Annotated in this window: 27 protein-coding genes; 17 read left to right on the top strand and 10 right to left on the bottom strand. The window is 34.7% G+C overall.

All coding sequences use genetic code 11. From position 1 onward, the window contains the following. The first annotated feature begins 101 nt into the window (after nt 1-101). Together O9307_RS10575 and O9307_RS10580 are read left to right on the top strand one after the other, a co-directional pair. Nucleotides 102-419 carry a hypothetical protein gene (locus tag O9307_RS10575; protein WP_298298831.1) on the top strand — a complete coding sequence of 106 codons (318 nt, stop codon included), beginning with the start codon at nt 102-104 and terminating at the stop codon, nt 417-419. 143 nt (nt 420-562) lie between these two features. Beyond that, nucleotides 563-2,521 (top strand): DUF349 domain-containing protein, encoded by a 1,959-nt coding sequence (locus O9307_RS10580; RefSeq protein WP_298298834.1) that lies wholly within the window; start codon nt 563-565, stop codon nt 2,519-2,521. A gap of 146 nt (nt 2,522-2,667) precedes the next feature. On the opposite strand, the gene O9307_RS10585 is transcribed toward O9307_RS10580, so the two are convergent. The 3 genes from O9307_RS10585 to O9307_RS10595 are packed head-to-tail and all read right to left on the bottom strand — an operon-like array spanning nt 2,668 to nt 5,664. After that, complete coding sequence (locus O9307_RS10585) at nt 2,668-3,069, bottom strand: hypothetical protein (protein ID WP_298298837.1); 402 nt, start codon at nt 3,067-3,069, stop codon at nt 2,668-2,670. A 22-nt stretch (nt 3,070-3,091) separates the two neighbouring features. After that, nucleotides 3,092-4,036, bottom strand: a complete 945-nt coding sequence (locus O9307_RS10590) for a nitronate monooxygenase (RefSeq protein WP_298298839.1) — start codon at nt 4,034-4,036, stop codon at nt 3,092-3,094. An 11-nt stretch (nt 4,037-4,047) separates the two neighbouring features. Further along, nucleotides 4,048-5,664: a S8 family serine peptidase gene (locus tag O9307_RS10595; protein WP_298298842.1), complete on the bottom strand. Its 1,617-nt coding sequence runs from the start codon at nt 5,662-5,664 to the stop codon at nt 4,048-4,050. A gap of 224 nt (nt 5,665-5,888) precedes the next feature. Here O9307_RS10595 and O9307_RS10600 point away from each other — a divergent pair, with 224 nt between their 5' ends. The 4 genes from O9307_RS10600 (at nt 5,889) to O9307_RS10615 (ending at nt 10,213) form a co-directional block, all read left to right on the top strand. Next, complete coding sequence (locus tag O9307_RS10600) at nt 5,889-6,665, top strand: NYN domain-containing protein (RefSeq protein ID WP_298298844.1); 777 nt, start codon at nt 5,889-5,891, stop codon at nt 6,663-6,665. A 22-nt stretch (nt 6,666-6,687) separates the two neighbouring features. Beyond that, nucleotides 6,688-7,266 carry a non-canonical purine NTP diphosphatase gene (locus O9307_RS10605; RefSeq protein WP_298298847.1) on the top strand — a complete coding sequence of 193 codons (579 nt, stop codon included), beginning with the start codon at nt 6,688-6,690 and terminating at the stop codon, nt 7,264-7,266. Nucleotides 7,267-7,472: 206 nt separating this feature from the next. After that, complete coding sequence (locus tag O9307_RS10610) at nt 7,473-9,356, top strand: DEAD/DEAH box helicase (protein WP_298298849.1); 1,884 nt, start codon at nt 7,473-7,475, stop codon at nt 9,354-9,356. 89 nt (nt 9,357-9,445) lie between these two features. Then, complete coding sequence (locus tag O9307_RS10615; RefSeq protein ID WP_298298851.1) at nt 9,446-10,213, top strand: carboxypeptidase-like regulatory domain-containing protein; 768 nt, start codon at nt 9,446-9,448, stop codon at nt 10,211-10,213. On the opposite strand, the gene O9307_RS10620 is transcribed toward O9307_RS10615, so the two are convergent. Beyond that, nucleotides 10,214-10,606, bottom strand: coding sequence for a response regulator (locus O9307_RS10620; protein ID WP_298298854.1), 393 nt, complete (start codon nt 10,604-10,606; stop codon nt 10,214-10,216). 222 nt (nt 10,607-10,828) lie between these two features. Between O9307_RS10620 and O9307_RS10625 the strand changes: the two genes are divergently transcribed. The 4 genes from O9307_RS10625 to O9307_RS10640 all read left to right on the top strand — a co-directional run bounded on the left by O9307_RS10625 (nt 10,829) and on the right by O9307_RS10640 (nt 14,539). Further along, nucleotides 10,829-11,209: a hypothetical protein gene (locus tag O9307_RS10625; protein WP_298298856.1), complete on the top strand. Its 381-nt coding sequence runs from the start codon at nt 10,829-10,831 to the stop codon at nt 11,207-11,209. Between the two features lie 206 nt (nt 11,210-11,415). Continuing rightward, nucleotides 11,416-12,216 carry an MbnP family protein gene (locus tag O9307_RS10630; RefSeq protein WP_298298858.1) on the top strand — a complete coding sequence of 267 codons (801 nt, stop codon included), beginning with the start codon at nt 11,416-11,418 and terminating at the stop codon, nt 12,214-12,216. 274 nt (nt 12,217-12,490) lie between these two features. Further along, nucleotides 12,491-13,531, top strand: coding sequence for a cytochrome c peroxidase (locus tag O9307_RS10635; RefSeq protein WP_298298861.1), 1,041 nt, complete (start codon nt 12,491-12,493; stop codon nt 13,529-13,531). Between the two features lie 45 nt (nt 13,532-13,576). Then, nucleotides 13,577-14,539, top strand: a complete 963-nt coding sequence (locus tag O9307_RS10640; RefSeq protein WP_298298863.1) for a transporter — start codon at nt 13,577-13,579, stop codon at nt 14,537-14,539. Between the two features lie 502 nt (nt 14,540-15,041). Here O9307_RS10640 and O9307_RS10645 read toward each other — a convergent pair. After that, nucleotides 15,042-16,508, bottom strand: a complete 1,467-nt coding sequence (locus O9307_RS10645; protein ID WP_298298866.1) for an aminoacyl-histidine dipeptidase — start codon at nt 16,506-16,508, stop codon at nt 15,042-15,044. Nucleotides 16,509-16,623: 115 nt separating this feature from the next. On the opposite strand from O9307_RS10645, the gene O9307_RS10650 reads away from it, so the two are divergent. The 3 genes from O9307_RS10650 (at nt 16,624) to O9307_RS10660 (ending at nt 19,053) form a co-directional block, all read left to right on the top strand. Continuing rightward, nucleotides 16,624-17,706 (top strand): DUF3810 domain-containing protein, encoded by a 1,083-nt coding sequence (locus tag O9307_RS10650; RefSeq protein ID WP_298298869.1) that lies wholly within the window; start codon nt 16,624-16,626, stop codon nt 17,704-17,706. A gap of 214 nt (nt 17,707-17,920) precedes the next feature. Beyond that, nucleotides 17,921-18,421 (top strand): sigma-70 family RNA polymerase sigma factor, encoded by a 501-nt coding sequence (locus tag O9307_RS10655; protein ID WP_298298871.1) that lies wholly within the window; start codon nt 17,921-17,923, stop codon nt 18,419-18,421. Further along, the gene (locus tag O9307_RS10660; RefSeq protein WP_298298874.1) at nt 18,421-19,053 is read left to right on the top strand and encodes a hypothetical protein; all 633 of its coding nucleotides are present in this window, start codon (nt 18,421-18,423) and stop codon (nt 19,051-19,053) included. Before O9307_RS10655 ends, O9307_RS10660 begins: the two co-directional genes overlap by 1 nt. Before the next feature lie 36 nt (nt 19,054-19,089). On the opposite strand, the gene O9307_RS10665 is transcribed toward O9307_RS10660, so the two are convergent. Both O9307_RS10665 and O9307_RS10670 read right to left on the bottom strand, forming a co-directional pair. Beyond that, entirely contained in the window at nt 19,090-19,899 is an 810-nt protein-coding gene (locus O9307_RS10665; protein WP_298298876.1) for a lysophospholipid acyltransferase family protein, read from the bottom strand. A gap of 110 nt (nt 19,900-20,009) precedes the next feature. Then, complete coding sequence (locus O9307_RS10670; RefSeq protein ID WP_298298879.1) at nt 20,010-20,657, bottom strand: CoA pyrophosphatase; 648 nt, start codon at nt 20,655-20,657, stop codon at nt 20,010-20,012. An 86-nt stretch (nt 20,658-20,743) separates the two neighbouring features. Here O9307_RS10670 and O9307_RS10675 point away from each other — a divergent pair, with 86 nt between their 5' ends. From O9307_RS10675 to hemN, 4 genes are all read left to right on the top strand, one after another. Beyond that, nucleotides 20,744-21,184 carry a DUF4268 domain-containing protein gene (locus tag O9307_RS10675; RefSeq protein ID WP_298298882.1) on the top strand — a complete coding sequence of 147 codons (441 nt, stop codon included), beginning with the start codon at nt 20,744-20,746 and terminating at the stop codon, nt 21,182-21,184. Between the two features lie 253 nt (nt 21,185-21,437). Beyond that, on the top strand, nt 21,438-21,779 hold the full coding sequence (locus O9307_RS10680) for a hypothetical protein (RefSeq protein WP_298298884.1): 342 nt from the start codon (nt 21,438-21,440) through the stop codon (nt 21,777-21,779). A 104-nt stretch (nt 21,780-21,883) separates the two neighbouring features. Beyond that, nucleotides 21,884-22,357, top strand: coding sequence for a hypothetical protein (locus O9307_RS10685; protein ID WP_298298886.1), 474 nt, complete (start codon nt 21,884-21,886; stop codon nt 22,355-22,357). 139 nt (nt 22,358-22,496) lie between these two features. Further along, nucleotides 22,497-23,861 carry an oxygen-independent coproporphyrinogen III oxidase gene (gene hemN, locus O9307_RS10690; protein ID WP_298298889.1) on the top strand — a complete coding sequence of 455 codons (1,365 nt, stop codon included), beginning with the start codon at nt 22,497-22,499 and terminating at the stop codon, nt 23,859-23,861. A gap of 11 nt (nt 23,862-23,872) precedes the next feature. Here the strand turns inward: hemN and O9307_RS10695 are convergent, their stop codons facing one another. From O9307_RS10695 to ccoG, 3 genes are read right to left on the bottom strand one after another with little or no spacing between them, the layout of a single operon-like run. Further along, complete coding sequence (locus O9307_RS10695; RefSeq protein ID WP_298298891.1) at nt 23,873-24,574, bottom strand: sulfite exporter TauE/SafE family protein; 702 nt, start codon at nt 24,572-24,574, stop codon at nt 23,873-23,875. Between the two features lie 27 nt (nt 24,575-24,601). Next, nucleotides 24,602-25,057, bottom strand: a complete 456-nt coding sequence (locus O9307_RS10700) for a FixH family protein (RefSeq protein ID WP_298298894.1) — start codon at nt 25,055-25,057, stop codon at nt 24,602-24,604. A 31-nt stretch (nt 25,058-25,088) separates the two neighbouring features. Continuing rightward, the gene (gene ccoG, locus O9307_RS10705; protein WP_298298897.1) at nt 25,089-26,507 is read right to left on the bottom strand and encodes a cytochrome c oxidase accessory protein CcoG; all 1,419 of its coding nucleotides are present in this window, start codon (nt 26,505-26,507) and stop codon (nt 25,089-25,091) included. Nucleotides 26,508-26,521: the final 14 nt, after the last annotated feature.

Below are 26,521 nucleotides of genomic sequence, written 5' to 3' on the forward strand. Positions count from 1 at the left end.
TGAAATTCTATGGCGAAGAATAAAATATCAATGGTTAGATTTTGATGCTTATAAATCATTCGAAAACCTCAAAGAAAAATTAAATTTTGTCCTGACTAATTTTGGAACTAAATACGACATTAAATTTTAACCATTACTTAGAGTATCAATATAGCTTTGCTGGTTCTAAAAATAGAGCCAATATTCGAACAACTGTCTTCGAGAGCACTTTAACTTATTCCTTTGCCAAAAACTCGATCAGTTCTAACGTTGCTTTTCGTTATAACGAGACTAGACAAGGATTCCAAAATAGTACATTTGTAGAATTCGGCAGAAAACTAACACCCGATTCTTTATTCTATATTCATCCAAGTCTAGCCTTTGGAAATCAAAAAGCTTACAATTACGGAATTGAATTTGGAGTAGTTATTTTACACTAAAATTACCCAAACTTAATTTCAAACAAAAAGAAGTTCTTTTAAATACAGTATAATGTCTGCATAAACTAAGGAAAAATTTTGCAATTAGCCAATCCTTTAGTACCTTTCGCATTCTTAAAAATTAACCTTAAACATTTTATAAAATGTTAGAAGAAAAACACGATAACCTGCCCGATGCAGATGGAAACCAATTATCAGAATCTGTTGATAATCAAAATACTATTGAAAATCAACCAAATAGTGACGTAATTCCTGCATCAAGTTTAAATGATTCAACTATTGAGAATCAAACAATTTTAGATGCTATAGCTAGTACCAATGCCGAAGAAAGCGAAGATGAAACGCTAAAAGAGCGTCACGACATTCCGTTGCTTGATTATGAAGCATTGGATATGGAAACATTAGTGAATGAACTACAAAAATTGGTCACTACTGAAAAAGTAATGTCTATCAAAGAACATGTTGAGGAAATAAAAAAAGCGTTCTTGGCTAAATATTACCATCTTTTAGAAGAGAAAAAAGAAGAATTCCAAGCAGAAAATACCGATCCTAACGATACTTTTGAATATCATTTTCCCTTAAAAAGCAAGTTTGATCAATATTACACGCTATATAAAGAAAATAAAAACAATCATTTTAAAAGTCTTCAGACCAGTCTAAAAAGCAATCTAGAAACGAGATTAGCTATAGTTGAAGAATTGAGAAATTTAATTGATCCACAAGCCAATATTAAGGATACGTTGAAACATTTTAACGACTTAAGAGAGCGTTGGAAAAATGCAGGACCAATTCCTAAAGACAAATACAACCACGTTTGGAACAACTATCATTTTCATGTAGAGAATTTTTATGACTATTTGCATTTAGACCGTGAAGCTAGAGACATTGATTTTAAACACAATTTGGATTTAAAACTAAAGATAATTGCTCGAGTTGAAGAATTAGTTCTTGAAGAAGATGTAAACAAAGCCTTCCGCGAATTGCAAGATTTACATAAAATCTGGAAAGAAGATATTGGACCTGTTTCAAAAGAACATCGCGATGAAATCTGGAATAAGTTTAGCGAATTAACTAAACAAATGCATGATAAGCGCGAAAAGTTGTTTGAAAAACAAAGAGAATCAGAGCTTGAAAACTTAGCAGCTAAAAAAGAAATCATTGCCAAAATCGAACAATTAGCTACTGAAAAAGTTAATGCTCACGCTCAATGGTTGACGCAAATAGAAAAAGTAGAAGCTTTAAGAAATGCTTTTTTTAGCGCTGGAAAAGTTCCATCTGATGTTAATGAAGCCACTTGGGCTGCATTTAAAACAGCGGTTAGAAATTTTAATAGCTTCAAAAATTCGTTCTATAAAGACATCAAAAAAGACCAAACCGAGAATTTAAACAAAAAAATAGCTTTGGTAGCTAAAGCCAAAGAATTGCAAGAGAGTGAAGATTTTGCTACCACTACTCCAATAATGAAACAAATTCAAGAGGAATGGAAACAAATTGGTCATGTGCCTAGAAAATATTCTGATAAAATTTGGAATGAATTCAAAGAAGCTTGCAACCATTACTTTGCTAAACTAAAAGAGCAACGTAATGAGGAAAACTCCGAAGAAATGGCCGCTTTTGAAAACAAAAAAGCGTATCTAGAGACTATAAAAGAATTCCAGCTCGTTGGCGATCACAAAACCGATTTAGAAGCCATAAAAAAACATATCGAAACGTGGAAAAACTTTGGTAAGGTTCCTTTCCCAAGAAGACATATCGAAGGAAAATTCAATAAAATCTTGGATGCCTTATTCGACAAGTTGAGCCTTAGCAAAAAGGAAACCGATATGATGCGTTTTTCTAACCGTATGGAAAACTTATCCGAAAGTAATGATGTACGTAAACTTGATAACGAGAAGATCTTCTTAATGCGTAAAATTGAAGAAGTTCAAAATGAAATCTTTCAATTAGAAAACAATATTCAATTTTTTACTAATACCAAAAATGCTAAGAAAGAAAATTCAATAGTACTTGAGGTTAGAAAAAATATTGCTATTCACAAGGAAAGTCTTGAAGTGTGGAAAGAAAAACTGCAACAACTTCGTAATCTTAATTTAGAACAATAACTGCTTAAATCCTCAATCTACATTGAGGATTTTTTTTTGTGACTATAATGATTTACCTTTTTCCTCATACGGCTTTATTACTCATAAAGAATTGTGCTTTATTTATCAAAATAGTTTTGTTTTTGAACATTGTTTAAGCTCAATGGCTATATATTATACAAATAAATCCTATTCTCATAATTAATATACAACTGCTTGCGGTTGCCTTGTTGTTTGCGGGTAATAATCATCAAAGTACAAGCATCACCATTTTCATCTTTGCATTCGAAAGAGTAAATTATGTTAGTTTTGTTTTCTTCAATTTCTGCATACGAAAGAATGTTGTACAATTGAAGTATTGGGGTGTAGACTACAATTCGATGTTTAGAAGTATCTAACGAAATTGGGATATTGATTAAATCCAATTCAGACCATTCTCCCCATTTTCCTTTTTCGTTTTTCTCTAAAATACTGTAGCCCGAAGTTTGAAACTTATAGGTTTGAGCGTTCGACAGCTGAAAACAAAAAAACAGGACAAAAGACAAAAATAAAATAGTAGGTTTTGACATGGGGAGACGTTTGGGGTTGGAGTTAAAACTGGAGTTGTCCGATTTCAATTTGGGCTTGCTTGAACTCGGCTATCATAGTATCAATAATTTCTTTTACAGGTTGAATTTCGGTAATTAATCCCGCAATCTGACCAATTTCTAATTCGCCCTCGACCAAATCACCTTCAAACATCCCGCGTTTGGCTCTGGCTCTACCCAGCAAAGTGACTAACTCTTCTTTGGTAGGACATTTTGCATACAATTCCTGAACGTCATTGTAAAACTTATTTTTAACCAAACGAACAGGTGCTAATTCTTTTAATGTCAATTGGGTATCCCCTTCTTTTACATTCACAATTACTTCTTTAAAATTATCGTGAGCTGAAGATTCTACCGAAGCTGCAAAACGACTTCCTACCTGAACACCATCGGCGCCTAAAGCCATTGCCGCAAGCATTCCTCTTCCTGTGGCAATTCCACCAGCAGCAATCAATGGAATGTTTATCTTTTGCTTCACCATCGGAATCAAAGTTAGTGTAGTTGTTTCCTCTCTACCATTGTGTCCTCCAGCTTCAAAACCTTCGGCGACAACAGCATCAACTCCTGCATCTTGTGCTTTCAAAGCAAACACCGAACTACTCACAACATGCACCACTGTTATTCCTTTTTCTTTCAAAAAAGCGGTCCAAGTTTTGGGATTTCCAGCTGAAGTAAAAACAATTTTTACACCTTCTTCTACAATGATATTCATTATTTCTTCCACATTCGGATACAACATGGGAACATTCACTCCAAAAGGCTTATTAGTCGCTTTTTTGCATTTTTGAATGTGCTCCCTAAGTACGTCAGGATACATAGAACCAGCACCAATAATGCCTAATCCTCCCGCATTACTAACGGCACTTGCCAATTTATAACCACTGTTCCAAATCATTCCTCCTTGAATAATTGGATATTGTATACCAAAAAGCTTTATAATTGAATTCATTGAAGTGTAAATTAATATTTAATGATTTTTCCTTGAACAGAAAAATTATTTCCTTGAATTGTGTATAAGTATATTCCATTCCATAAGGTCTCTACAGAAAAAAAAGTAGTTGTTTTGGAAAAAGGAACTTCCATTATTTTTTGTCCCAATAAAGAATAAATAGTAAGCTGCGCCTCTTCTACTGTTGAAGGTAATTCCATATAAATAGTACCTTTAGTAGGATTAGGATATAATGAAAAAGGAGCCTTCTGATTATCAATTGTGGCTAAAAGTCCTTTATTTACGGCTGCACTAAAATCTGGAATTCCATAGCCTAGTTGTGGCGTTGGAGCCGTGTACTTATCCGAAGATTGAATAATCAAATCTCTGATTTCTTTGTTGGTTTTATCGGGTAAAGCTTGCCATAAGCACGCCACCATTCCAGCCAGAATTGGACTCGAAAAAGAAGTTCCGTCGGCTGTACCAATATTCCCAAATTCATTAGAAACCACAGAAGATTTTCCTTGCGCCATCACTTCTGGCTTTACCCTACCATCAAACGAAGGGCCAATTGAACTAAAAGAAGCTCTAGACTTACTGGCTGTTACTGCTCCAATCGTAAGCACCGAAACCGCATCGGCTGGAGCAGCTATATTGGGATTAGTTGTGTTACCCGAATTTCCTGCAGATGCCACTACAAGCATTCCTCTACTAAAAGCAATTTCGGCTCCTCGACTAATAAAAGTTGTGGCGCCATTCATCTCTGCATAAGTATAGTTGTATTTGGAATTATCAAAATCAAAATATCCCAACGAACTATTAATGATATCCACACCCAAACTGTCTGCTTTCTCTGCCGCTTCTACCCAAAGTGTCTCTTCAACAGGATTTTCTGAAGCATCATTTTCGGTCACAAAAAGATAATAAGACGCATCAGGTGCTGTTCCCACCAAAGCTTGGTCTTGATTACCGCCCATAGTCGAAAGCACTAATGTACCGTGATTGTCTCCAGTATAGTAATCCGCACTTCTGTTTACATAATTATAACCACCCAAAATCTGATTATTATCTCTCAATTTTTTAAACGGTAATTGGGTATCTACCCCGGGAAATCCCGCATCTAAAACAGCAATAATTTTACCACTCCCTGTATAATTTTGCTGATGTAATAAATGCCCATTCAACATCTGAATTTGATTGGCAGACGTACCATAATTATAAGTAATTGTGGTGTTGTATTTTTTCTGAACCTGCTGATTTTTTGACACAGCAGTTGTTTTTCCAGTAATATTTAAGGACTTATCTGCGAAGCTGATTTTAGCAACAAAAGCTAATTTTTTTAAAGAAGTAATATCCGCTTGAGTACCGCGAACATGCAACGCATTTAGCCATTTTGATTGCCCCATAACTGTAATTCCAGCGGACTCTTTTACAGCTTTTATATACGAAGCTGGAATGGGAACATCTTTGCTGTCTAAAGCGATTTTTTGTCGCGTTCTTCTATCAATAGCGCGCTGTGAGAGCATCAATTGAGGGTTGTCAAAATAGTTTTGAACATTGGCTTTATCACCAAAATACACCCAAGCATCTTGTTGCGAAAAAACCAAAAAAGATTGGAATAAGAAAAATAAAAAAACTAATTTTTTCATGCCGAAATTTACTCAAAAAATCATTATAAATTAAAATATTAAGATTTTTTAGTGACACAAAAATTTGGGATTTCATCACGTTTGATCCCGCTATCCTTTCTATCATTTTGTATACCTCTCCGATTACAAAGTTGGTCAGGTATACAAAAAGGATATTTCTTACTTAGGGTTAAGGTAAAGTGCTAACCATAAAGTTTGTATCTTTGAACACCAAAGCATCAAAAATGTCAAACAACACCAAAGAATTAAAACTAGCCGTCCTTATTGACGCAGACAACGTTCCGTATAGTAACATCAAAGGTATGATGGAAGAAATCACCAAATACGGTACTCCCACCACCAAACGCATCTATGCCGATTGGACAAAACCCAATTCTAATGGATGGAAATCGGTTTTATTAGAACACGCCATTACACCTATTCAACAATACAGTTATACTACAGGAAAAAATTCCTCCGACTCTGCTTTGATTATTGATGCGATGGACTTGTTGTACTCCGACAAAGTTGATGGTTTTTGTATCGTTTCTAGCGACAGCGATTTTACCCGACTCGCCATTCGGTTACGAGAATCAGGCATGAAAGTCATTGGTATTGGTGAAAAGAAAACACCAAACGCCTTTATTGTAGCCTGTGACCGTTTCGTATTCATAGAAGTTTTAGAAGGTGCTACCAAAAAGAAAAAACCAAAAGCCTCTACCACTACCACTCCATCTGACACCAAAAAAGTAGTGGAAAAAGAAACGGCAATCAAAATAGACAATCCAACTATCGACCTTATTGAAGATGCCATCGATGCCATAAGCGACGATGATGGCTGGGCATTTTTAGGCGATGTGGGAAATCTAATCGTCAAAAACAAACCCGAATTCGACCCAAGAAGTTATGGTTTTAGCAAACTCACACCTATGCTCAAATCCCTAACCGACATACTCGAAATCGACGAAAGAGATTCGGATAAAAAAGGAATTAAACACGTCTATGTAAGGCTTCGTTATTAAATCATTATAAATCTTAACCCAAATGAAAATAGTATTCGCCACCAATAACGAAAACAAGATCAAAGAAATCCAAAGTATGCTTCCCGAAAACATCACGATTGTGAGCCTTGAAAGCATTGGTTGTTTTGAGGAAATTCCAGAAACGGCAGAAACTATCGAAGGAAACGCTATTATGAAAGCGAATTACATCACCGAAAAGTATGGTTATGATTGCTTTGCTGATGATACTGGACTTGAAATCGAAGCGTTAAACAACGAACCTGGTGTTTTTTCTGCTCGTTATGCCGGAGAACAACGTTCTGCTGAAGACAACATAAACAAAGTATTACATCTTTTAAAGGATAAAAACAACAGAAACGCTCAATTCAAAACGGTGATTTGCCTGAACTTTAAAGGAGAACAATATTTATTCACTGGCATTGCCAAAGGAAACATTACTTCAGAAAAAAAAGGTAAAGGCGGCTTTGGCTACGACCCTATTTTTCAGCCGGAAAATTATAAAGAGACTTTTGCGGAACTTTCACTTGAAACTAAAAACAAAATCAGTCACCGAGGCATTGCTACACAATCCTTACTTACATTTATGAATACAACTCATTAACAATCAAAAATGTATCATTTTTTATAACAATTTTCACCGTTTCTTGACATAATTTTACCTAAAAAAGGCTATCAAAATAATATAAATAAAAAATAAAAAAGCTAACTTTCTGAAAATCAAATCACAATAAATCATTAAAACTTAAAATAGCATTAGTTAATCTGAGATATTAACAGTAATTTTGCACCCTATTTTAAAAATACATAATGAACAAATTTGAACAATTAGGATTGAATGAATCGTTACTGAAGGCGATTTTAGATCTAGGATTTGAAAATCCGTCAGAGGTACAGGAAAAGGCGATTCCCCTATTATTGGAAAAAGACACAGATATGGTTGCGTTGGCTCAAACAGGGACAGGGAAAACGGCAGCTTTCGGTTTTCCGCTAATCCAAAAAATTGATGCCGACAACAGAAATACACAAGCATTAGTTTTATCGCCAACACGCGAACTTTGCCTACAGATTACCAACGAGTTAAAAAACTACGCAAAATACGAAAAAGGTATCAACGTAGTAGCTATTTATGGTGGAGCAAGTATTACAGAGCAAGCTAGAGAAATTAAAAGAGGAGCACAAATTATTGTAGCTACTCCAGGAAGAATGCAAGACATGATCAATAGAGGTTTGGTAAACATCAAAAATATTGATTACTGTGTACTTGATGAAGCAGATGAAATGCTGAACATGGGATTCTACGAAGACATTTGCTCTATTTTGTCAGATACTCCAGACGAAAAAAGCACATGGTTATTCTCTGCAACCATGCCAGCCGAGGTAGCAAGAATTGCAAAACAATTCATGAGCAGCCCAGTTGAAATTACAGTGGGAACTAAGAACTCAGGTTCTGCAACTGTATCACACGAATTTTATTTGGTAAACGCAAGAGATCGTTACGAAGCATTGAAACGTTTGGCAGATGCTAATCCAGACATTTTCTCAGTAGTATTTTGTCGTACCAAAAGAGATACGCAACAAGTAGCTGAAAAATTAATCGAAGACGGATACAGCGCTGCTGCCTTACACGGAGATTTATCGCAAGCACAACGTGATGGGGTAATGAAATCGTTTAGAGGAAGACAAATCCAAATGCTAGTAGCTACCGACGTAGCCGCACGTGGAATTGACGTAGACAACGTAACTCACGTTGTAAACTACCAACTTCCTGACGAAATTGAAACTTACAACCACCGTTCAGGACGTACAGGTCGTGCTGGAAAATTAGGTACATCGATTGTAATCGTTACCAAAAGTGAATTGCGTAAAATTTCTTCTATCGAAAGAATCATCAAACAAAAGTTTGAAGAAAAAACAATCCCATCTGGAATTGAAATCTGCGAAATTCAATTATTACACTTAGCTAATAAAATCAAAGAAACAGAAGTAGATCACGAAATTGACAACTACCTTCCAGCAATCAATGATGTATTAGAAGGTTTAAGCAAAGAAGAATTAATCAAGAAAATGGTATCGGTAGAATTTAACCGTTTTATCAACTACTATAAGAAAAACAGAGATTTATCTAACCAATCATCTGGTTCAGACCGACGTGAACGCGACGATAGAGACGGTGCATCTAGAGGAAACAATAGCGGTGCTACTCGTTACTTCGTAAACATCGGTTCTAGAGATAACTTTGACTGGATGACTTTGAAAGATTTCTTAAAAGAGACTTTAGACTTAGGTCGTGATGACGTATTCAAAGTAGATGTAAAAGAAGGATTCTCTTTCTTTAATACAGATGCTGAACATACTGATAAAGTTATGGACATCTTAAACAATGTACAATTAGAAGGACGTCGAATCAATGTAGAGATTTCTAAAAATGATGGTGGCGGAAGACGCGACCACAACGGAAGAAACACTGGAGGTTTTGGCGGTAGAAGTGCTGCTCCAAGAAGAGAAGGAAACTTTGCTCCAAGAAGAGAAGGCGGATTCCGTAGCGACAGAAACTCAGCTCCAAGAGAGGGAGGATTCAGAAGCGAAAGAGGAAGCGCTCCAAGAAGAGAAGGCGGCTCAACAGAAAGAGCCCCAAGACGTTCTGAAAGTTTTGGCGATAGCCCAAGACCAAGAAGACCAAGAAGAGACTAACATTCCTTTGTTAATTTTCTTATAATAATACAGAGAAACTACAAAATATTTAATTGCGATTTACTACTTTTAAAGCTTTAAATTCGTATATGAGATATTTTGTAGTTTTCTTTTTTATGCTACTTTCAGTTAGCAGTTTCGCACAAGAAACCAACCCTACTTTAAAAGTTTCTGGAACCATCGTTAACGATAGTAATGACCAACCATTATCTTACGCTAACATCATCAACGTCAACAAAGTAAAAGGAACTACAACCGATACTAAAGGTAACTTTGAAATTGAGGTATCACAAAGCGATACCTTACACGTCTCATTATTAGGTTTTCAATCTATTAAAGTACGAGTTACAAACGACTGGTTAAAAAACAAAACAACAGTAATTAAACTTACAGAAAAAGCGATAGCGCTAGAAGAAGTCATTATTCGCCCATTTCATTTAACGGGTTACTTGGAAGTTGACTCTAAATTAATTCCTATAAAAGAAAACTTCAGATACAGTATTTCAGGATTAACCGCTGGTTACGAAGGCGGACAATACTCTCCTGATGCTTTTGGAAAAGTACTTGGCTCGATTTTTAATCCAGCAGATATGTTGTACAACTTTTTTGGTAAAAAACCGAAAGAATTACGACGCTTAAAGGATTTAAAGAAAGACGATACGGTACGCAAAGCATTAGAATCAAAGTACGATAGAGAGATGATTGCTACCTTACTAGGAATAGACAAAAATGAAATCCCAGACATCCTAAAACGATGCAATTATTCAGACGCATTTATCCAAACAGCCAATGATTTGCAAATTATGGACGCGATAAGTGGTTGCTATGAAGAATATAAAATCTTGAAGAAAAAATAACTACTCTTCTTTATTTTTTCGGAGCTTTTTGATGCGTTTAGTTGCTTTTTTAACAGCTTCTTTTACAGCAATTTCACTAAACGGTTTGATTACAAAATCAGCAGGGTTATATTCCGAAGCTTTAAAGAAATATCCAGGAAAAGCGGTGGCAAAAATAATTTGAAAATCAACAGTTTCAAATTTATCCAAAACGTCAAAAATTTGTTTTTCACGCATATTAATATCCATAAAAACAATATCGGGTTTCTTAGCAACAATCTCTGAATAGGCGGTTTCCAAAGTTTTCGCAAAACCAACAACCTCAAGTTTTGAGCAATGCGTAGAGATAATTTTCTTTAAAATCTCAATGTTGATCATTTCGTCATCAACAAGTACAACAGAATATACGCTCATAAAATGGTTAAGAATAAATGGTGGTATTTTTTTTATAAATTTTCTCTAAATGTAATTAAAAACAACAACCAAAAAGCGTGACATCATTACATTTATCAAGAATTTATTGTTAATAAATCATAATAAAGTCATAAAACCAGAAAAATGCTATTTACAAGAAATATAATTTTGTACTCTAAAATCTTGTGCTACTTTTGCTTCTCGAAAAACAATACAATTGTTGTGAAAAAAATTGGCGTATATCTTCTAACCATTACCTTACTATTTCCTATTTTGGGAAATGTAGTGGTATATACTCAATTTAAAGCCAACCAAGACCAAATCATCAAAACCATTTGTATTCAACGAAAATTAGTTACCAATACTTGTAATGGACGTTGTGAATTACAAAAAAGCCTAAAACAATTTGATGAGAATGAGAAAAAAATGGAAAACATTCAGAAAGAAAAGGCAGATTTTGTTTACCTCATTCATTCAACACCTACATCATTTACAAGTAACACTCCGATAACTTCAACAACCAAATTGAACGTTTTTCATACGTCTGGAAAAACCATTTCCAAAACAAATTCAACTTTCAGACCTCCCTCCTTTTTACTATAATCTTATTCAACATTCATTTCAATCTCAATTGAAATAGATCGCCTTGTATGAAAATACAATGTCTCGCAATGATTGCCTCTGAAATATTTCATGCGTTTTAATTCGAAAATGCGCTATAATCCTTTCAAAAAAGAACATATATCAAGTTCTTTTTCAATACAATCATGCAAAAACAAATGAATATCATAATAGTAAAAAACCAACTCATGAAAAAATATATTTTAAAAGCAGCTTTAACTTTAGCAGCAGTAGTAACTATAAGCGCATGTTCTAACGATAACGACGATACAATCACTGGAACAGGATCTTTAGCCCTTGAATTTGACAACGCTTTCAAAGCCAACGATCTTATTTTAACCACACAAACTAACACTACAGCTAGCAATGAAGTATTAAAAATCAGTACAGTAAAATACATCGTAAGCAACATCGTATTGACCAAAGAAGACGGAACAACGTTCACTTACCCAAAAAGTGAAAGCTATTTCATTATAGACGAAGCGACTCCAGCAAGCTTAGTAGCTCAATTAAAAAACATTCCAGCGGCTAACTACACCAAAGTAAAATTCGGAATTGGAGTAGACAAAGCACAATGGGAACTTGGTGCCACAGGACAAGGCGATTTCTTAGCCAAAGCGCAAGCAGCAAAAATGATGTGGAGCTGGACTGCAGGATACAAATTCTTAGCTTTCGAAGGTACCTTTACTTCAAGCACAGTAACAACTCCAACTTCGTTTATGATCCACACAGGACAAACAGGAACCGATTACAACTACACTGAAATCACTTTGGATTTAGCTACCAAAGCATTAGTGAGAACCAACATTACCCCACAAGTACATATCATCACAGATATCTCTAAAGTGGTAGACGGAACCAACACCATCAAATTGACAGACAACAATATGGGTGGTATGGGCGCTATGATTATGAGTGGTTCAAAATTAGCTTTAATCACCGCTAATGTTAACCAAATGTTCAAAGTAGATCACGTTCATAACGACTAATCCACTTCACAAAAAGCGATTGAAAGTCTTCATCTATTAAGAATAAAGAGCGAATCATCAGGCATTTTTGTCAACAAGATTCCCGCCATCATTCCAAAACTTGTGAGCTGAACGCCAGCTCACAAGGTTTTTCCCTTCTGTCGGGGCTAGAAGACCAACATTTAGGATATTTTGGAAACATTCAAAAGGAAACTGCTTTCAATCGTTTTTTCACCAAAATCGCTAACCCAAGTTATCGCGATTCCTTTTTTAACAACAAAATGTACACATACAAATGAAAGCAAAATACCTATTGTTGTTCATTTTTCCTATTCTTTTGAGTTGTTCCAACGACAACGACGAAGATTATCAAAATGTACCTATCGACTTCAAAGTCCCATCCAACTTTCCTCCAGTAGCCTATAATTTTGCCAATAATCCATTGACAGAAAAAGGATTCGAATTAGGAAAAAAATTATTCTATGACGGACGATTGGCTTCAGACGGAATCGTTTCTTGTGGTTTTTGTCACGAACAAGAAACAGCATTCACCCACCACGGACACACCGTAAGTCACGGAGTAGACGGTGCTGTAGGCACACGAAATACGCCTTCCATTCAAAATTTAGCCTATCAAACTACCTTTATGTTTGATGGCGCTACCAATCATTTGGACTTACAAGCCATCATTCCTTTTACCAGTCCAATAGAAATGAATGGCGATTTCGACAAAGCGCTTGCAATGATGAAAAATGACCCTGAATACCGAAAGTTATTCAAATCCGCTTTCACTGACGGATTAATTAATGCTGAAAATATGCTAAAAGCCTTGGGACAATTTATGGTAATGGTTACCTCAAGCAATTCAAAATTTGATAAATTCAGAAGAAATGAAGGAGGCATCACACTCAGCACGACCGAAAAAGAGGGCTATGCTGTTTTTAATGCCAAATGCGCCTCTTGTCACGCTACAGATTTAATGACCGACCATTCTTTCAGAAACAATGGCTTACCCGTAAATCCAGCAGTAAACGATGTGGGACGTTACCGGGTGACTGAACTAGCCGCCGATTTATACAAATTCAAAGTACCAAGTTTAAGAAACATCGAAAAAACGGCACCTTATATGCACGACGGACGCTTTGGAACACTAGAAGCTGTTTTAGATCATTATGCCAATGGAGTCGAAAACGCAACAACTTTGGATCCTATTTTAAAACAAAATGGAAAAATAGGTATCGTACTTTCTGTTCAAGAAAAAGAACAACTTATTGCCTTTTTGAAAACATTAACCGATTACGAATACCTCACAGATAAACGATTCTCGGAATTTTAAAAGTTAGTAAAAATTGTCAACACACATAGAAACACCCCATCAAGAATGAAAAAAATATTCCTATTACTTCTTATTTTATGCCATCAAATAGGATTTAGTGCAACGACAGAAGACCCAATTTCGGGATTTACCTTTCAAAAGATGCTTATAGAAAGCTATGACGATTTTTGTGATGCTTGTGGCTGTTCAGCAAGTGGCGGAAGTATGGGCTTCAGTTCTATGCTGAACTCTAATTTTGTTGGAATTCGGTATTTTTATCAAAGTTACTCTAGCCAAGACGGAATATTTGCTAATTCGCCTTGGGTAGACGAGCACTTTAATACCCTTCAAATTTGGAGTAAAATTCCCGTTACAGAGCAATTACAACTTTCGTTATTGGTTCCTTACCAATTTCATAACAGGGAAAGAACTACTGGCAACGAATCCATCAAAGGTTTAGGCGACATCACCTTAATGGGATTGTACACTATCTATAAAACACACAAAGACAGCACTCTTTTGATTCATAAATTACAGCTTGGAGGTGGGGTAAAAATGCCTACTGGGAAGTTTAACGAAACCAACAATGCTGGAAATATCAATCAAAGTTTTCAAGTCGGAACTGGGAGTTGGGATTTTTTATTAGCTACAGAATACATCCTTAAAAAAGGAAAATTAGGATTGCATACTATGGCCAATTATACCGTAAAAACAGAAAACAAAAAGCAATACCAATTTGGAAATCAGTTCAATTATGGCAGCACGCTTTTTTATTTATTTGATACTTCAGCTGTTCAATTTGTACCTCAATTAGGAATTGCTGGAGAAGTTTATGCCACCAATAAACAGTATGGGTTGAATTTACCTAATACTGCTGGAGATGTTTTGTTTAGCAAACTTGGTGTAGAACTAGGAAAAGACAATTTTTCTCTTGGAATTAATGCTATGCTACCTATCAATCAACACTTGGCCAATAGTAAAATGGAAGCCAATTATCGTTGGAGTATTAATTTGAATTATAGTTTATAAAAACCATAATTACATTTGCAAAAAATTTCTTTTCCAATCTCATTTTCAAATTAGGTTCTTCTTAATCTGTACTAACTGCACTAAATTAACCTACCTTTACTTGATTCACTAAAGAAAACAATTATGGCAAAAAGTCTAAATGCTAAAAAAACAGCAAAAAAAGAACCGCTAAAAACGGCTAAGGAAAAGAAAGAAGAAAAACGAGATAAAAAAAATAGTCCCAAAAGGGACTAAACCAGTGTTCTGGTATCAGTTTATAGTGTTCAGCAATTCACTGAACACTATACAACTGAATAATAAACCCGTTGAGTGAAAATCTTTTTTACCACATAGAAGCATAGAATTTATAGTTTTTAAGAGAAACAAATAGACGTTTCACTATTCACATAGTTTATCTATGTGAGAAATAGTGCTATTTCTGTTTTTTTCTATGTTGATTTGCCTTAACCTATGATTCTATGTGGTTTTTTTTTTTTCACTCAACGGGTGAATAATTATGTTACTATTTCACAGCAGGAATACTTGCTAAAATTTCTAAGAAGAATTTCCAGAATTTTTGAGAAGAAGGAATACTTGCTCTTTCGTCTGGCGAGTGGGCTCCGTGAATCGTTGGTCCAAAAGAAATCATATCCATTTCTGGATAATTGGTTCCTAAAATTCCACACTCTAATCCTGCGTGGCAAGCCACTACATTAGGTTTAGCATTGTTTTGTTTTTCATAAATACCAACCAACACATCCAAAATTTCAGATTTTGGATTAGGGGTCCATCCCGGATAAACACCAGAAAACTCCACTTCGCATCCCATCAATTCAAAGGCAGAACGCAAAGCATTCGCCAAATCCATTTTAGAAGACTCAACAGAAGAACGTGTCAAACATTGTACAGTCAACTGTCCTTCGCCTACAATTACTTTGGCAATATTGTTAGACGTTTCTACCAGATTGTCAAAATCGGCACTCATACGATACACGCCGTTATGAGCCGTATACATCGAACGCACAAAATAAAACTGCGCTATAGAAGGCATTACTTTGGCAGGCACCTCAGTTAATTTTTCAAAAACAATTTCTAAATTTGGCTCAGTCGTTTTGAACTCGGTTTTAATCTCATTCACGATTTGTTGCATATCAAATACAAAGGCTTCGTCATAAACTGCGGCAATAATCACTTTGGCCACACTCTCTCTCGGAATCGCATTACGCAAACTTCCTCCAGCAATTGACGCAATTTGTAATCCGAAGTTATCAAAGCCGTCAAACAACAAACGGTTCATTATTTTATTGGCATTCCCCAATCCTTTGTGAATATCCATACCCGAATGTCCGCCTTGCAACCCTTTTACGGTAATACTATAGCCAACAGAACCTTCTGGCGTATCCTCTTCGTCGTATTCGGCTGTTGCGGTTACATCGATACCACCTGCGCATCCAATGTCGATTTCGTCATCTTCTTCGGTGTCTAAATTCAATAATATTTGACCTTGTAAAATACCGCCTTGCAGGTTCAAAGCTCCCGTCATTCCTGTTTCTTCATCAATAGTAAACAAGGCTTCAATAGCAGGATGTGGAATATCGGTACTTTCTAAAACAGCCATAATTGCAGCTACACCCAAACCATTGTCAGCTCCCAATGTCGTTCCTTTAGCACGAACCCAGTCGCCATCAACATACATATCGATTCCTTGAGTTTCGAAATCAAAAACGGTATCATTGTTTTTTTGGTGTACCATATCCAAATGACCTTGCAACACGATAGGTTTACGGTTTTCCATTCCTGGAGTAGCCGGTTTGCGAATGATTACGTTTCGGATATCGTCTTCAAAGGTTTCTAACCCCAAACGATTCCCAAAATCTTTCATAAATTGAATCACTTGCTCTTCTTTTTTAGAAGGACGTGGTACGGCATTCAAATCAGCAAATTGATTCCAAAGTGCTTTAGGCTCTAAATTTCTTATTTCTTGACTCATTGTTTTGTCTTATTTTTAAAAATAACAGTGTAGAATAATAATTCTTCAAAGTTACAAAGTTTACCAACTACTTATTTAGGTAATGCAATAGTATTTATATTTACATTAAAAAAAATTGAAAAGAAAATACCTTTTACCGCTATTCCTCCTATTTCAAATAGTACTACTTAAAATCATTCGATTTTTTCCAGAATTCATCGAACGTTGGTACAGCAATGGCCTCTATGTCTTTATCTCGAATAGTTTACGAATCAGTTTAGGGAAAGTTCCTTTTTCGTTGGGCGATGTTTTGTATGCTTTTCTAATTATTTGGGCAATTCGTTGGTTTTGGTTGCTCAAAAAAAATAAAACAATCCAAAGTGTAGCACCAAGACAAAAATGGAAAGCCATATCGGTTTCTATTTTAAGTTTTTTATCGGTGGTTTATTTTCTTTTTCATTTACTTTGGGGACTCAATTACTACAGAGAACCGCTGTATGAAAAAATGAAAATTGAAAAAGAATATTCTGATGCCGATTTAGCATTTTTTACTCAAAAGCTAATTGCCAAAACCAATGCGATTCAGTTGAAACTAATGAAAGACAAAAATCGTAAAGTAATTGTCCCCTATTCTAAATCTCAATTATTTCAAATGAATACGAATGGATACCAAAACTTGGCTCGAGAACATTCGATGTTTCGATACAGCCATTTGAGTATCAAGAAATCTCTTTTTAGTATTCCGCTGACCTATATGGGATTTGGTGGTTATTTGAATCCGTTTACCAATGAGGCGCAAGTGAATGGTCTGGGCCCTTTGTACAGTTTTCCGATGACTGCGAATCACGAAATGGCACATCAAATAGGTTTTGCTAGTGAAAGCGAGTGCAATTTCATTGGTTTTTTGGCTTCGATAAAAAATGAAGATGCTTACATTCAATATTCGGGATATAGTTTGGCCTTGAGATATTGCTTGGGCAATTGGCAAGGGCGTGATGAAAAAAAAGTAAAGCTATTATTAAAAAAGATTCATCCTGGAGTACTAGCCAACTTTAAGGAAAGTGAAGCCTTTTGGAAACAATACGATACTTTTATCGATAAAGGATTTCATATTTTTTACGACAACTTCCTAAAAATGAACCAACAAAAAGACGGCATGGAAGGCTATAGTAAATATGTGGATTTGATGGTGAATTATTTTAAACAGCATTCGTTGTAAGTCTTATTTCTTATCAAAACAAAAAGTTCTAGCCTAGCCCCGATGGGAGGGAATATCCTTTTTTAGACCTGACAGGTTTCAAAAACCTGTCAGGTCTAAAAAAAGATTGTAGCGGATAGCGGGACGACTCGTTTTTGTACTCCTAAAAGTTGTGCTCCTTTAAAAAAATATTTTTATTTGTAACAAAAATCAGTTTTGAACCACTAATGTCTATATGTCCGATAATTTAGAACAATCTTTTGTCTCGCAATTGCAAGCAAACCAGAATATCATCCACAAGATTTGTAGGTTGTATACGTCTGGTGAGGATGCGCATAAGGATTTGTTTCAAGAAATTACCATTCAGTTATGGAAAGCTTTTCCAAAGTTTAGAGGCGACAGTAAGTTCTCTACTTGGGCATACAGAGTCGCTCTTAATACCGCCATTACGCTGTATCGAAAAGACAAACGCTCGGTGACTACTACTGAGTTTGAAGCCCGCCAACATTATACTCCAGAAGTTGAATATGACTATGAAGAGGAAGAACAATTAAAATTAATGTACCAAGCAGTTTACCAATTGAACGATATCGAAAAGGCTTTAATCTTTATGTATCTTGAAGACAAAGATTATACTGAAATATCCGAAACATTGGGAATTAGCGAGGTCAACGCAAGAGTAAAAATGAATAGAATTAAAGGGAAATTAAAAAAAATACTAAATCCATTAGCCTAATGAAAGAACTGGATTTGTTGAAAAAAGACTGGCAAAAGAACGAGACTTCTTTTGAACAAGTGACCGAAAAAGATATTTACAGGATGATTCATAAAAGATCTTCTTCTATCGTGAAGTGGATTTTGATATTGAGTGTTTTGGAATTGGTGTTTTGGTTTGTAATTGGCCTTGGAATAAATATTGATGATGATTTTAAAAGAATGAATCATGAAGAGTTTTCTTTGTATTTTAAAATTTATGACAATTTCAATTATCTAATATTATTGACTTTCATATACTTGTTTTATAAAAACTACAAAATCATCTCGACCACAGTATCTACAAAACAATTGATGCGAGATATTATTAAAACCAGAAAAACGGTTAACTATTATGTATACTATAATCTAGGACAAATAGTTGTTTTGTTTTTTATTTTTACTTTTATCTCCTTTAAGTACAATCCAGATTCGGTAAAATTAGCCAATCAAATTGGAGATAATTATGGTATGTTGGCTTTCACTTTTTTATTCTTATTGACGTTTATTCTTATCATTTTTGGATTGTTTTGGTTGTTTTATCGCATCGTATACGGTCGATTATTGAAACGTTTATTGGACAATTACAAAGAATTAAAGAAAATAGATTTATAAAAAAAAGCGGTCAAAATTTTGACCGCTTTTTTTATATTAATATTCCCATTTTCGCATTTTATCGAGTTCTTTTTGAGCCTCCAATTCTTCGGCTGGAATAACTTTCAAAAAGGAAGGATGTTGCTCGATTGCATATTCTACTTTTTCTACAATCTCATCTATGGTTTCGTTGTCATAATCAATCTCTAAAGGTTCTTTAATGATAAACGACTGTAAGATTCCTTTCTTTTTTAATCGTAAGCCTTTTTTGTCAAAGGAACGTCTAAAGCCATCAATTACGATTGGAACCACAATAGGCTTGTGTTCTTTGATAATATGTGCGGTTCCTTTACGAACGGGTTTAAATGATTTTGTTGTACCTTGAGGAAACGTTATCACCCATCCATCTGCCAAAGCTATCTTGATATTTTCGGTATCATTAGGATTTACTTCTCTTTTTTCGGTAACATCTTTTCCTTTGGAACGCCAAGTTCTTTCTACTGTTATCGCACCTACATAGGCTAAGATTCTTGGCAAAAGTCCAGCATGCATCGTTTCTTTGGCAGCAACATAATAAATATTCATTTTAGGTTGCCACAAATAACAAACGTTTTTGATGGTATCATCTCTTCCGCTTAAACTTGCGTTAAACACATGAAACATAGCTACAACATCAGCAAAATAGGTTTGATGATTGGAAATAAACAACACATTAGTATCTGGTAAATTTCGAATGATCTCTGAACCTTCAATTTGCAATTCGTTGAAACCACGATACCTTCTGTGGGTAACTACACCAAAAATTCGGATTAACCATTTCTTTATAAAAAGGATATGACCAAAAGGATTTCTCTTAAATAATCCCATAAAAATTCTTTTTTGAAATTGGAGTGCAAAGATACGACATATTTTCTTAACGTTTAGAAAACGCTAAACTTGCAATAATTTCACAATAAATCAATAAAAAATGAGCTTATTTATGATTTTTCAAGCACAAAACGCAAGACTTCTTTTAACTCGCTCAGCATCATCGCTGTAGCTCCCCAAACTATATGGTCATTGATTTTGAATGCTGGAATTGCAATATCGGTAGCATAAGAAGTCGTCAGTTTCGTCTCATGTAAAAGCGCATCACTTAAAAAATCAGACAATGGTAATTCGATTATACTCGCCACCTCTTTCGGATCTAAAGTGAATTGTAAAGATGCTTTGGCAATTCCTAAATAAGGATGCACTAAAAAATTACTAGGCGGAATATACAAAGGAGAAAAAGGTCTGATTACTTTTATTTGCTCCCGCGAAATTCCAATTTCTTCTTCGGATTCTCTCAAAGCTGTAGTTTCGTATTCCACATCTTCATTTTCGAACTTACCTCCAGGAAAAGCAATTTGAGCCGAATGAACGCCTTCATAGGAATTTCTTTCAATCAAAACCAAATGCGTTTGCTCTTGTTTTGGGTACAACAACATCAAAACCGCTGCTTTTCGAGGATTTTTATCTGCATAACTAAACGCTTTCAAGGATTCGATTCGCTCTTTTGGCGCCATTTTTATATGTGAAGCAAAAGCAGGAAGCGGAGCCTCAAGTATTTGAGGGATATATTGCTGAAAATCTTGAAAATTCATAGGTAAAACTTATTTTTGCAAGCATTCCAATAAATATACTATAGTTTTGTTTGGAATACAAACCAAACTTTCTAAATTCAATTCAAATGTACAGTAAAGCAGAAAATCAGCGGTTAAAACACGATTTCTGGGTAGCCTTCGCCGAGAAATACCCCAGGAAATGGGTATTGTATGATACCAAAATTAAAGATTTCTCTTTTAAATTTTTCGCAGATAACAAAAAAGCCCAAGTACTCATTGATATCGAGCATCGAAATAATGACTTACGTTCTCAATATTTCGAAAAACTCGAAGCTTTGAAAGGTATTTTGGAAGATGAATTCATCAAAGATTTGGTTTTTGAAAAAGACTACACTTTAGAAAATGGCAAAACCATTAGCCGAATTTGGGTTGAAAAAAATGGGTACAGTATGAGTAATCGCAATCACTGGGACTACATTTTTGACTTTTTCTTCGAAAAGATGAATGCTTTAGAACTTTTCTATATCGAATATGATGAGTTTATAAAGAATATCGAAAAAGAATAACCGCTTTAATTTATCGGTTTAAGCGCTTTAAAAAAAACTCCATCATTTAATGTAAAACATCCTACTTGTTTTCAAGATTAAAAATGCTTACCCTCGCCATAGAAAAAGAGCAATTAACAAACCTGTTATCTTCAATTTCATCGGACTTATGTAGTCATATTTTTAGGCTCTTTTGCTTTAAACAGAATAAACATTAACAATCATTTAAGCCTGCTCATTACCTAAGCTCGCAAGAGAATTGTAATTTTGCACCATGAAATTTTTAGGTAGAATAGTTCTTTTTTCAGTGTTTTTGTTTTGTCTTGCAAAAGGCGAAAACAAAAGCCAAAGTGTTGCTATAACAGCAACACAAGAAGAATCTAATTTACATCAACAACTTTCCAACGCCTCTTTTTTTATTCAGCCTACAACGGTTGATTTTACGGTAGTAAGCCAGCGCTTTTATACTCCAAGTTTTGCTTTATGCTCGGTTGTTTATTTTACGCTAAGCCTTGCTACGACTGAAGCAGTAGCTGCTAAAGCTTTTTCTTTTAAAAGTATAAATAGAGTACCTAGCGTATCTTTTTTACTTTTTCCTGTCCATTATTTTTGGTGATTGAATAAACTAATTGCCTTCGGATACGCTTTGTATCTTACGTTCTGATTTTCAAAAAATGAATCTCAGTGCTTCACTATTCATTCACTTAAAACAAAAAAAACATGGATACCGCAGTAACAATCATCGGTTTAATACTAACCATTTTAATAGCAATCCCTTTGTACTTCGTGTTTAGAGGAAACCGCATCAAACAAAAAGAAATTAAAGCTATACAAGCCCTTCACAATCCCGAAAACAAATTCGATTTTGAAGTAACAGATCAACAAAACAAAAAGGTTTTTTCGATAGATAAAAAGCATAAAGCTTTTCTTTTTATTGATTTTAACTCAAAAGACACTTTCTATAAATTCTTCGATTTAAACCAAATCGTAGGTTGTCATATGCTTTACACAACAGATCAAGATTCAAATACAACTGTGAAAATTGAATTTGAATTGCTGTATAAACATCTCAATCAAAAAGAAGTTTTTACCGTTTATGATGCGAAATTTGACCCTATGAATCAAGTCTGTCTTTTTGAAGATGAAAAATTAGCCAAAAACTGGAGACAGAAGATTAGTTCTTTGTTGGATTAAATAACATAATGCATACATAATTAACAACTGAGGAAAGATATATTTTACTCTTTTCTCAGTTTTTTATATTTTTTATGATAAATATCATTTCCTTAAGAAGCAATTACAAATATTTTTGTAGTCTAAATTTAAGTTAATTATGAAAAAAAATCTAATTCAAAAATACAACGTGCCTGGTCCTAGATATACTAGTTACCCAACCGTACCGTATTGGAATGAGTTGCTTTTTTCTAAAGACTTATGGGTAGAAACGCTAAAGCGCTCATTCAATGAAAGCAATTCAACTGAGGGTATTAGTTTATACATTCATTTGCCTTTTTGCGAAAGTCTTTGCACCTTTTGCGGATGCAACAAAAGAATCACAAAGAATCATAATGTTGAGCATCCTTACATCGAAGCTTTATTAACCGAGTGGAACTTGTATTGTGAGCTACTTGAAGAAAAACCAATCATTAAAGAGATTCATTTAGGAGGAGGAACGCCCACTTTCTTTTCTTCGGAACATTTAGAAAAATTAATCCACGGAATTCTAAGCAAGGCCAAAAAAGCGCCTAACTATGAATTTAGCTTTGAGGGACATCCAAACAACACTACTAAATCGCAACTTCAATCGCTTTATGGTTTAGGTTTTCGTAGAGTTAGTTTTGGCGTTCAAGATTATTCAGAAACAGTTCAAAACGCAATACATAGAATACAGCCTTTTCATAATGTAGCCAAAGTAACTTTTTGGGCCAAAGAAATTGGCTACACCTCCATAGGCCACGATATAATTTTTGGTCTACCGTTTCAAAAACTCGAAGATGTTGTTGACACCATCGAAAAAACAAAATCCTTACATCCCGATCGATTGGCATTTTATAGTTATGCCCACGTTCCTTGGATCAAAGGAAATGGTCAAAGAGGCTTTAAAGATTCTGATATTCCGAAGGATGAAGAAAAACGTCAACTCTATGAAGTTGGTAAAAAATTATTAAGTAAAAATGGTTACCACGAAATTGGAATGGATCATTTTGCTCTAGAAGAAGACAGTCTTTTTGAGTCATTCAAAAACAAAACACTACATCGTAATTTTATGGGCTACAGCTCCTCTAAAACGCAACTAATGGTTGGTTTAGGCGTATCTTCAATAAGTGACAGTTGGTATAGTTTTGCTCAAAATGTAAAAACCATCGAAGAATACTACGAATGCATACAAAAAGGGGAATTACCAGTGTACCGTGGCCATATTCTAACCTCAGAAGATTTAATTATTAGACAACATATTCTTAATTTAATGTGCCAATTTCAAACTTCTTGGAAAAATGAAGACACTTATTTTGAAGAGCTCCCTGAAGTTATTGCACAGTTAGAGGAAATGCAAAAAGATGGATTAATCACCATCAAGAATCAAAAAATTACCGTTTTGGAAGCTGGAAAACCTTTTGTTCGTAACATTTGTATGGCCTTTGACTTACTACTAAAAAGAAAAGCACCTGAAACGGCGCTTTTTTCTATGACTGTATAAGAGTATTTTTTTTAATGGCAATTTGGATTCTGTTGTACAAATAAACTTGCTGTATTGGGCGAAATATATGGAATCCCTAAGCCCAACCCTCTTAGAATAAACAATACGCCAATAAATACGGCAACATAAGGTATTATTTTTTGAATTTTATTTCGAGCCTTCAGCGTCAAGAAAGCGTTGATATATACTACTATGCTCATCAAAGGAATCGTTCCTAATCCAAACAAAATCATATAAAGAACTCCCATTTCAGGGCTTTGCATAGCAATAGCTCCAAACAAAGCTACATACACCATTCCGCAAGGTAGAAAACCATTAAACAAACCAATTGTAAATAATGATTTATATGTTTTTTGCTTGAATTGACTTCCTAGTTTTTGCTTCAAACTAGAAATTAATCGATAAATGGGTTTCGAAAAGTTGTACTTTGCAAAAATGTTTTCTGGGATTAAAACCACTACAATCATTACAATACCGATAACAATAGAAAGTTTTTGCTGAATTCCAGCCATAAAAAAGCCTTTGCCTAATAATCCAAAAAGCAATCCCATACTTCCGTAAGCTGTGAGTCTTCCAATATGATACGTTAAAATCTGAGTTACCTTTTTAGCCTGATTTGAGCGATCTACTGGCAAAAGCATTGCTATAGGTCCGCACATCCCAACGCAGTGAAAGCTACTTATCAATCCGAATAAAAAAGCGGTATATAACATTTGGAAATAACTTTAAATGCTTATTACTTACTTAATGTAAATCGTTTCTTTGGTCAAATAGGCTTTGCCTTCATACTGCCATTCCATATTGATGTCCCAACTTCCTCCAACAAGGTTCGTTTTTGGAATATGCAAAACTGGTTCTGTCAAAGCTAATTTCACTTGAAAATCTAATTTTTTATTTGACGGACGGTATAAAGCTACATTACCAGTAATTTTTTTTGGATCAAAGTTCGCTGGAAAAGTAATCGTAACTTCATTTTCCAATTGAGAAACCAAAGGCTTATTAGGCAAATCTTGCGCATTTTGAACTCTTTGCATTTCTTCTTGATAATGAATATCGTGTTTATAATATTCCTCAACCACTAAGTCATTATCGTATTTAGAATCTGATTGTACTTTTACAACAAAGTAAAGGATAAACGTCATAAACAAAGCAAAAGCTACTACAATGTATGTCCCCCAATTTAACTTTAATTTCATCTTTTTATAATTCATTTATTTAAAAACAATACTAATCAAAACTACGTGGTCCTAAAAAATTGGTCGCTGTAGTTTGTATCAATTCATCGCCTTCGTACACTTCTATTTCAACTTTGGTTTTATCGCTTTCTAGCAAGTATTTATTGATTTCGATAAAAAGAGTTCCGCTACTCATACCTTGTCTTGGCACCATTAGATTTTGCTTTCCTACCACATTCAATGTTCCTTTAATGTCTTTTAATTTAAAATGAACATCTTTAATTTCATTGTTGGACTTATTGATGATCTTGAAGGTGTACACATTACTTATGTTATTTCCTTTGTGTTGAAACAATTGTCCTGGTAAACGCAAAATAGACGTTTCGATTTCGGCACGCAAAAATAATAATCCAGAAAGAATACCTACTAAAATAAAAAGTACCGCACTATAGCCTTTCATTCGAGTAGTGAACTTGAATTTCTCGTTTTTCTCAATTTCATCTTCTGAAGCATAACGAATTAATCCTTTAGGCAAGCCAACACTTTCCATAATCGTATCACACTCGTCAATACAAGCTGTACAATTGATGCATTCTAATTGCGTTCCGTTTCTAATATCAATTCCTGTAGGACACACATGAACACATTGTTTACAATCAATGCAATCTCCTTTTCCCGTTGTCGCTCTGTCTTCTTGTTTATTAAATTTTGCACGTCCATTTTCTTTTTCACCACGAACAAAATCGTAAGCAACATTGATGGATTTATTATCCAATAAAACACCTTGCAAACGTCCATATGGGCAAGCAATAATACAAACTTGTTCTCTAAACCAAGCGAAGACAAAATAAAATACTCCCGTAAAAATCAATAGTGAAATTAAAGTGCTTAAATGTCCTTTAGGGCCATCTTCAATCATTTTGAATAAAACGTCACTCCCAATTAAATAAGCTAAAAACACATTAGCAATAAAGAAAGAAATCAAAAGAAAGATAAACCATTTTGTAGCTTTCTTTCTTATTTTATCGGTATTCCATTCTTGCTTATCCAATCGAATTTGAGCGCCACGATCACCTTCAATCCAATATTCTATTCTTCTAAAAACCATTTCTAAGAAGATGGTTTGAGGGCAAATCCATCCACAAAAAATACGTCCAAAAATTACTGTAAATAGTATAACAAATACTACTCCTACAATCATGAACAATACAAAAAGATAGAAATCTTGTGGCCAAAATGGAAAGCTAAAAATATTAAAACGACGTTCTAAAACATTGAACATCATGAACTGGTTTCCATTAATTTTTATGAATGGATTGGCAACAAGAATGATCAACAAAAAATAACTTAACCATTTGCGATAGTTGTAAAATTTTCCCGAAGGTTTTTTGGGAAAAATGTACTTTCTATTGCCTTCTTCATCGATAGTGGCAATACTATCACGAAAAGATTCATCAGGTAAAACTGCCATGGCTTTTGTTTTTA

This window comes from Flavobacterium sp., from assembly GCF_027531905.1.
Classification (GTDB): Bacteria; Bacteroidota; Bacteroidia; order Flavobacteriales; family Flavobacteriaceae; genus Flavobacterium.

Bases quoted from the DNA above. Each gene is read 5' to 3' on its own strand.
- O9307_RS10640 (WP_298298863.1), top strand. From the start codon at position 13,577: ATGAAAAAAATATTCCTATTACTTCTTATTTTATGCCATCAAATAGGA.
- O9307_RS10695 (WP_298298891.1), bottom strand. From the start codon at position 24,574: ATGTTATATACCGCTTTTTTATTCGGATTGATAAGTAGCTTTCACTGC.
- O9307_RS10685 (WP_298298886.1), top strand. From the start codon at position 21,884: ATGGATACCGCAGTAACAATCATCGGTTTAATACTAACCATTTTAATA.
- O9307_RS10665 (WP_298298876.1), bottom strand. From the start codon at position 19,899: ATGGGATTATTTAAGAGAAATCCTTTTGGTCATATCCTTTTTATAAAG.
- O9307_RS10595 (WP_298298842.1), bottom strand. From the start codon at position 5,664: ATGAAAAAATTAGTTTTTTTATTTTTCTTATTCCAATCTTTTTTGGTT.
- O9307_RS10655 (WP_298298871.1), top strand. From the start codon at position 17,921: ATGTCCGATAATTTAGAACAATCTTTTGTCTCGCAATTGCAAGCAAAC.
- O9307_RS10620 (WP_298298854.1), bottom strand. From the start codon at position 10,606: ATGAGCGTATATTCTGTTGTACTTGTTGATGACGAAATGATCAACATT.
- O9307_RS10585 (WP_298298837.1), bottom strand. From the start codon at position 3,069: ATGTCAAAACCTACTATTTTATTTTTGTCTTTTGTCCTGTTTTTTTGT.
- O9307_RS10680 (WP_298298884.1), top strand. From the start codon at position 21,438: ATGAAATTTTTAGGTAGAATAGTTCTTTTTTCAGTGTTTTTGTTTTGT.
- O9307_RS10675 (WP_298298882.1), top strand. From the start codon at position 20,744: ATGTACAGTAAAGCAGAAAATCAGCGGTTAAAACACGATTTCTGGGTA.
- O9307_RS10610 (WP_298298849.1), top strand. From the start codon at position 7,473: ATGAACAAATTTGAACAATTAGGATTGAATGAATCGTTACTGAAGGCG.
- O9307_RS10700 (WP_298298894.1), bottom strand. From the start codon at position 25,057: ATGAAATTAAAGTTAAATTGGGGGACATACATTGTAGTAGCTTTTGCT.
- O9307_RS10600 (WP_298298844.1), top strand. From the start codon at position 5,889: ATGTCAAACAACACCAAAGAATTAAAACTAGCCGTCCTTATTGACGCA.
- O9307_RS10605 (WP_298298847.1), top strand. From the start codon at position 6,688: ATGAAAATAGTATTCGCCACCAATAACGAAAACAAGATCAAAGAAATC.
- O9307_RS10660 (WP_298298874.1), top strand. From the start codon at position 18,421: ATGAAAGAACTGGATTTGTTGAAAAAAGACTGGCAAAAGAACGAGACT.
- O9307_RS10670 (WP_298298879.1), bottom strand. From the start codon at position 20,657: ATGAATTTTCAAGATTTTCAGCAATATATCCCTCAAATACTTGAGGCT.
- hemN (WP_298298889.1), top strand. From the start codon at position 22,497: ATGAAAAAAAATCTAATTCAAAAATACAACGTGCCTGGTCCTAGATAT.
- O9307_RS10580 (WP_298298834.1), top strand. From the start codon at position 563: ATGTTAGAAGAAAAACACGATAACCTGCCCGATGCAGATGGAAACCAA.
- O9307_RS10630 (WP_298298858.1), top strand. From the start codon at position 11,416: ATGAAAAAATATATTTTAAAAGCAGCTTTAACTTTAGCAGCAGTAGTA.
- ccoG (WP_298298897.1), bottom strand. From the start codon at position 26,507: ATGGCAGTTTTACCTGATGAATCTTTTCGTGATAGTATTGCCACTATC.
- O9307_RS10635 (WP_298298861.1), top strand. From the start codon at position 12,491: ATGAAAGCAAAATACCTATTGTTGTTCATTTTTCCTATTCTTTTGAGT.
- O9307_RS10645 (WP_298298866.1), bottom strand. From the start codon at position 16,508: ATGAGTCAAGAAATAAGAAATTTAGAGCCTAAAGCACTTTGGAATCAA.
- O9307_RS10615 (WP_298298851.1), top strand. From the start codon at position 9,446: ATGAGATATTTTGTAGTTTTCTTTTTTATGCTACTTTCAGTTAGCAGT.
- O9307_RS10590 (WP_298298839.1), bottom strand. From the start codon at position 4,036: ATGAATTCAATTATAAAGCTTTTTGGTATACAATATCCAATTATTCAA.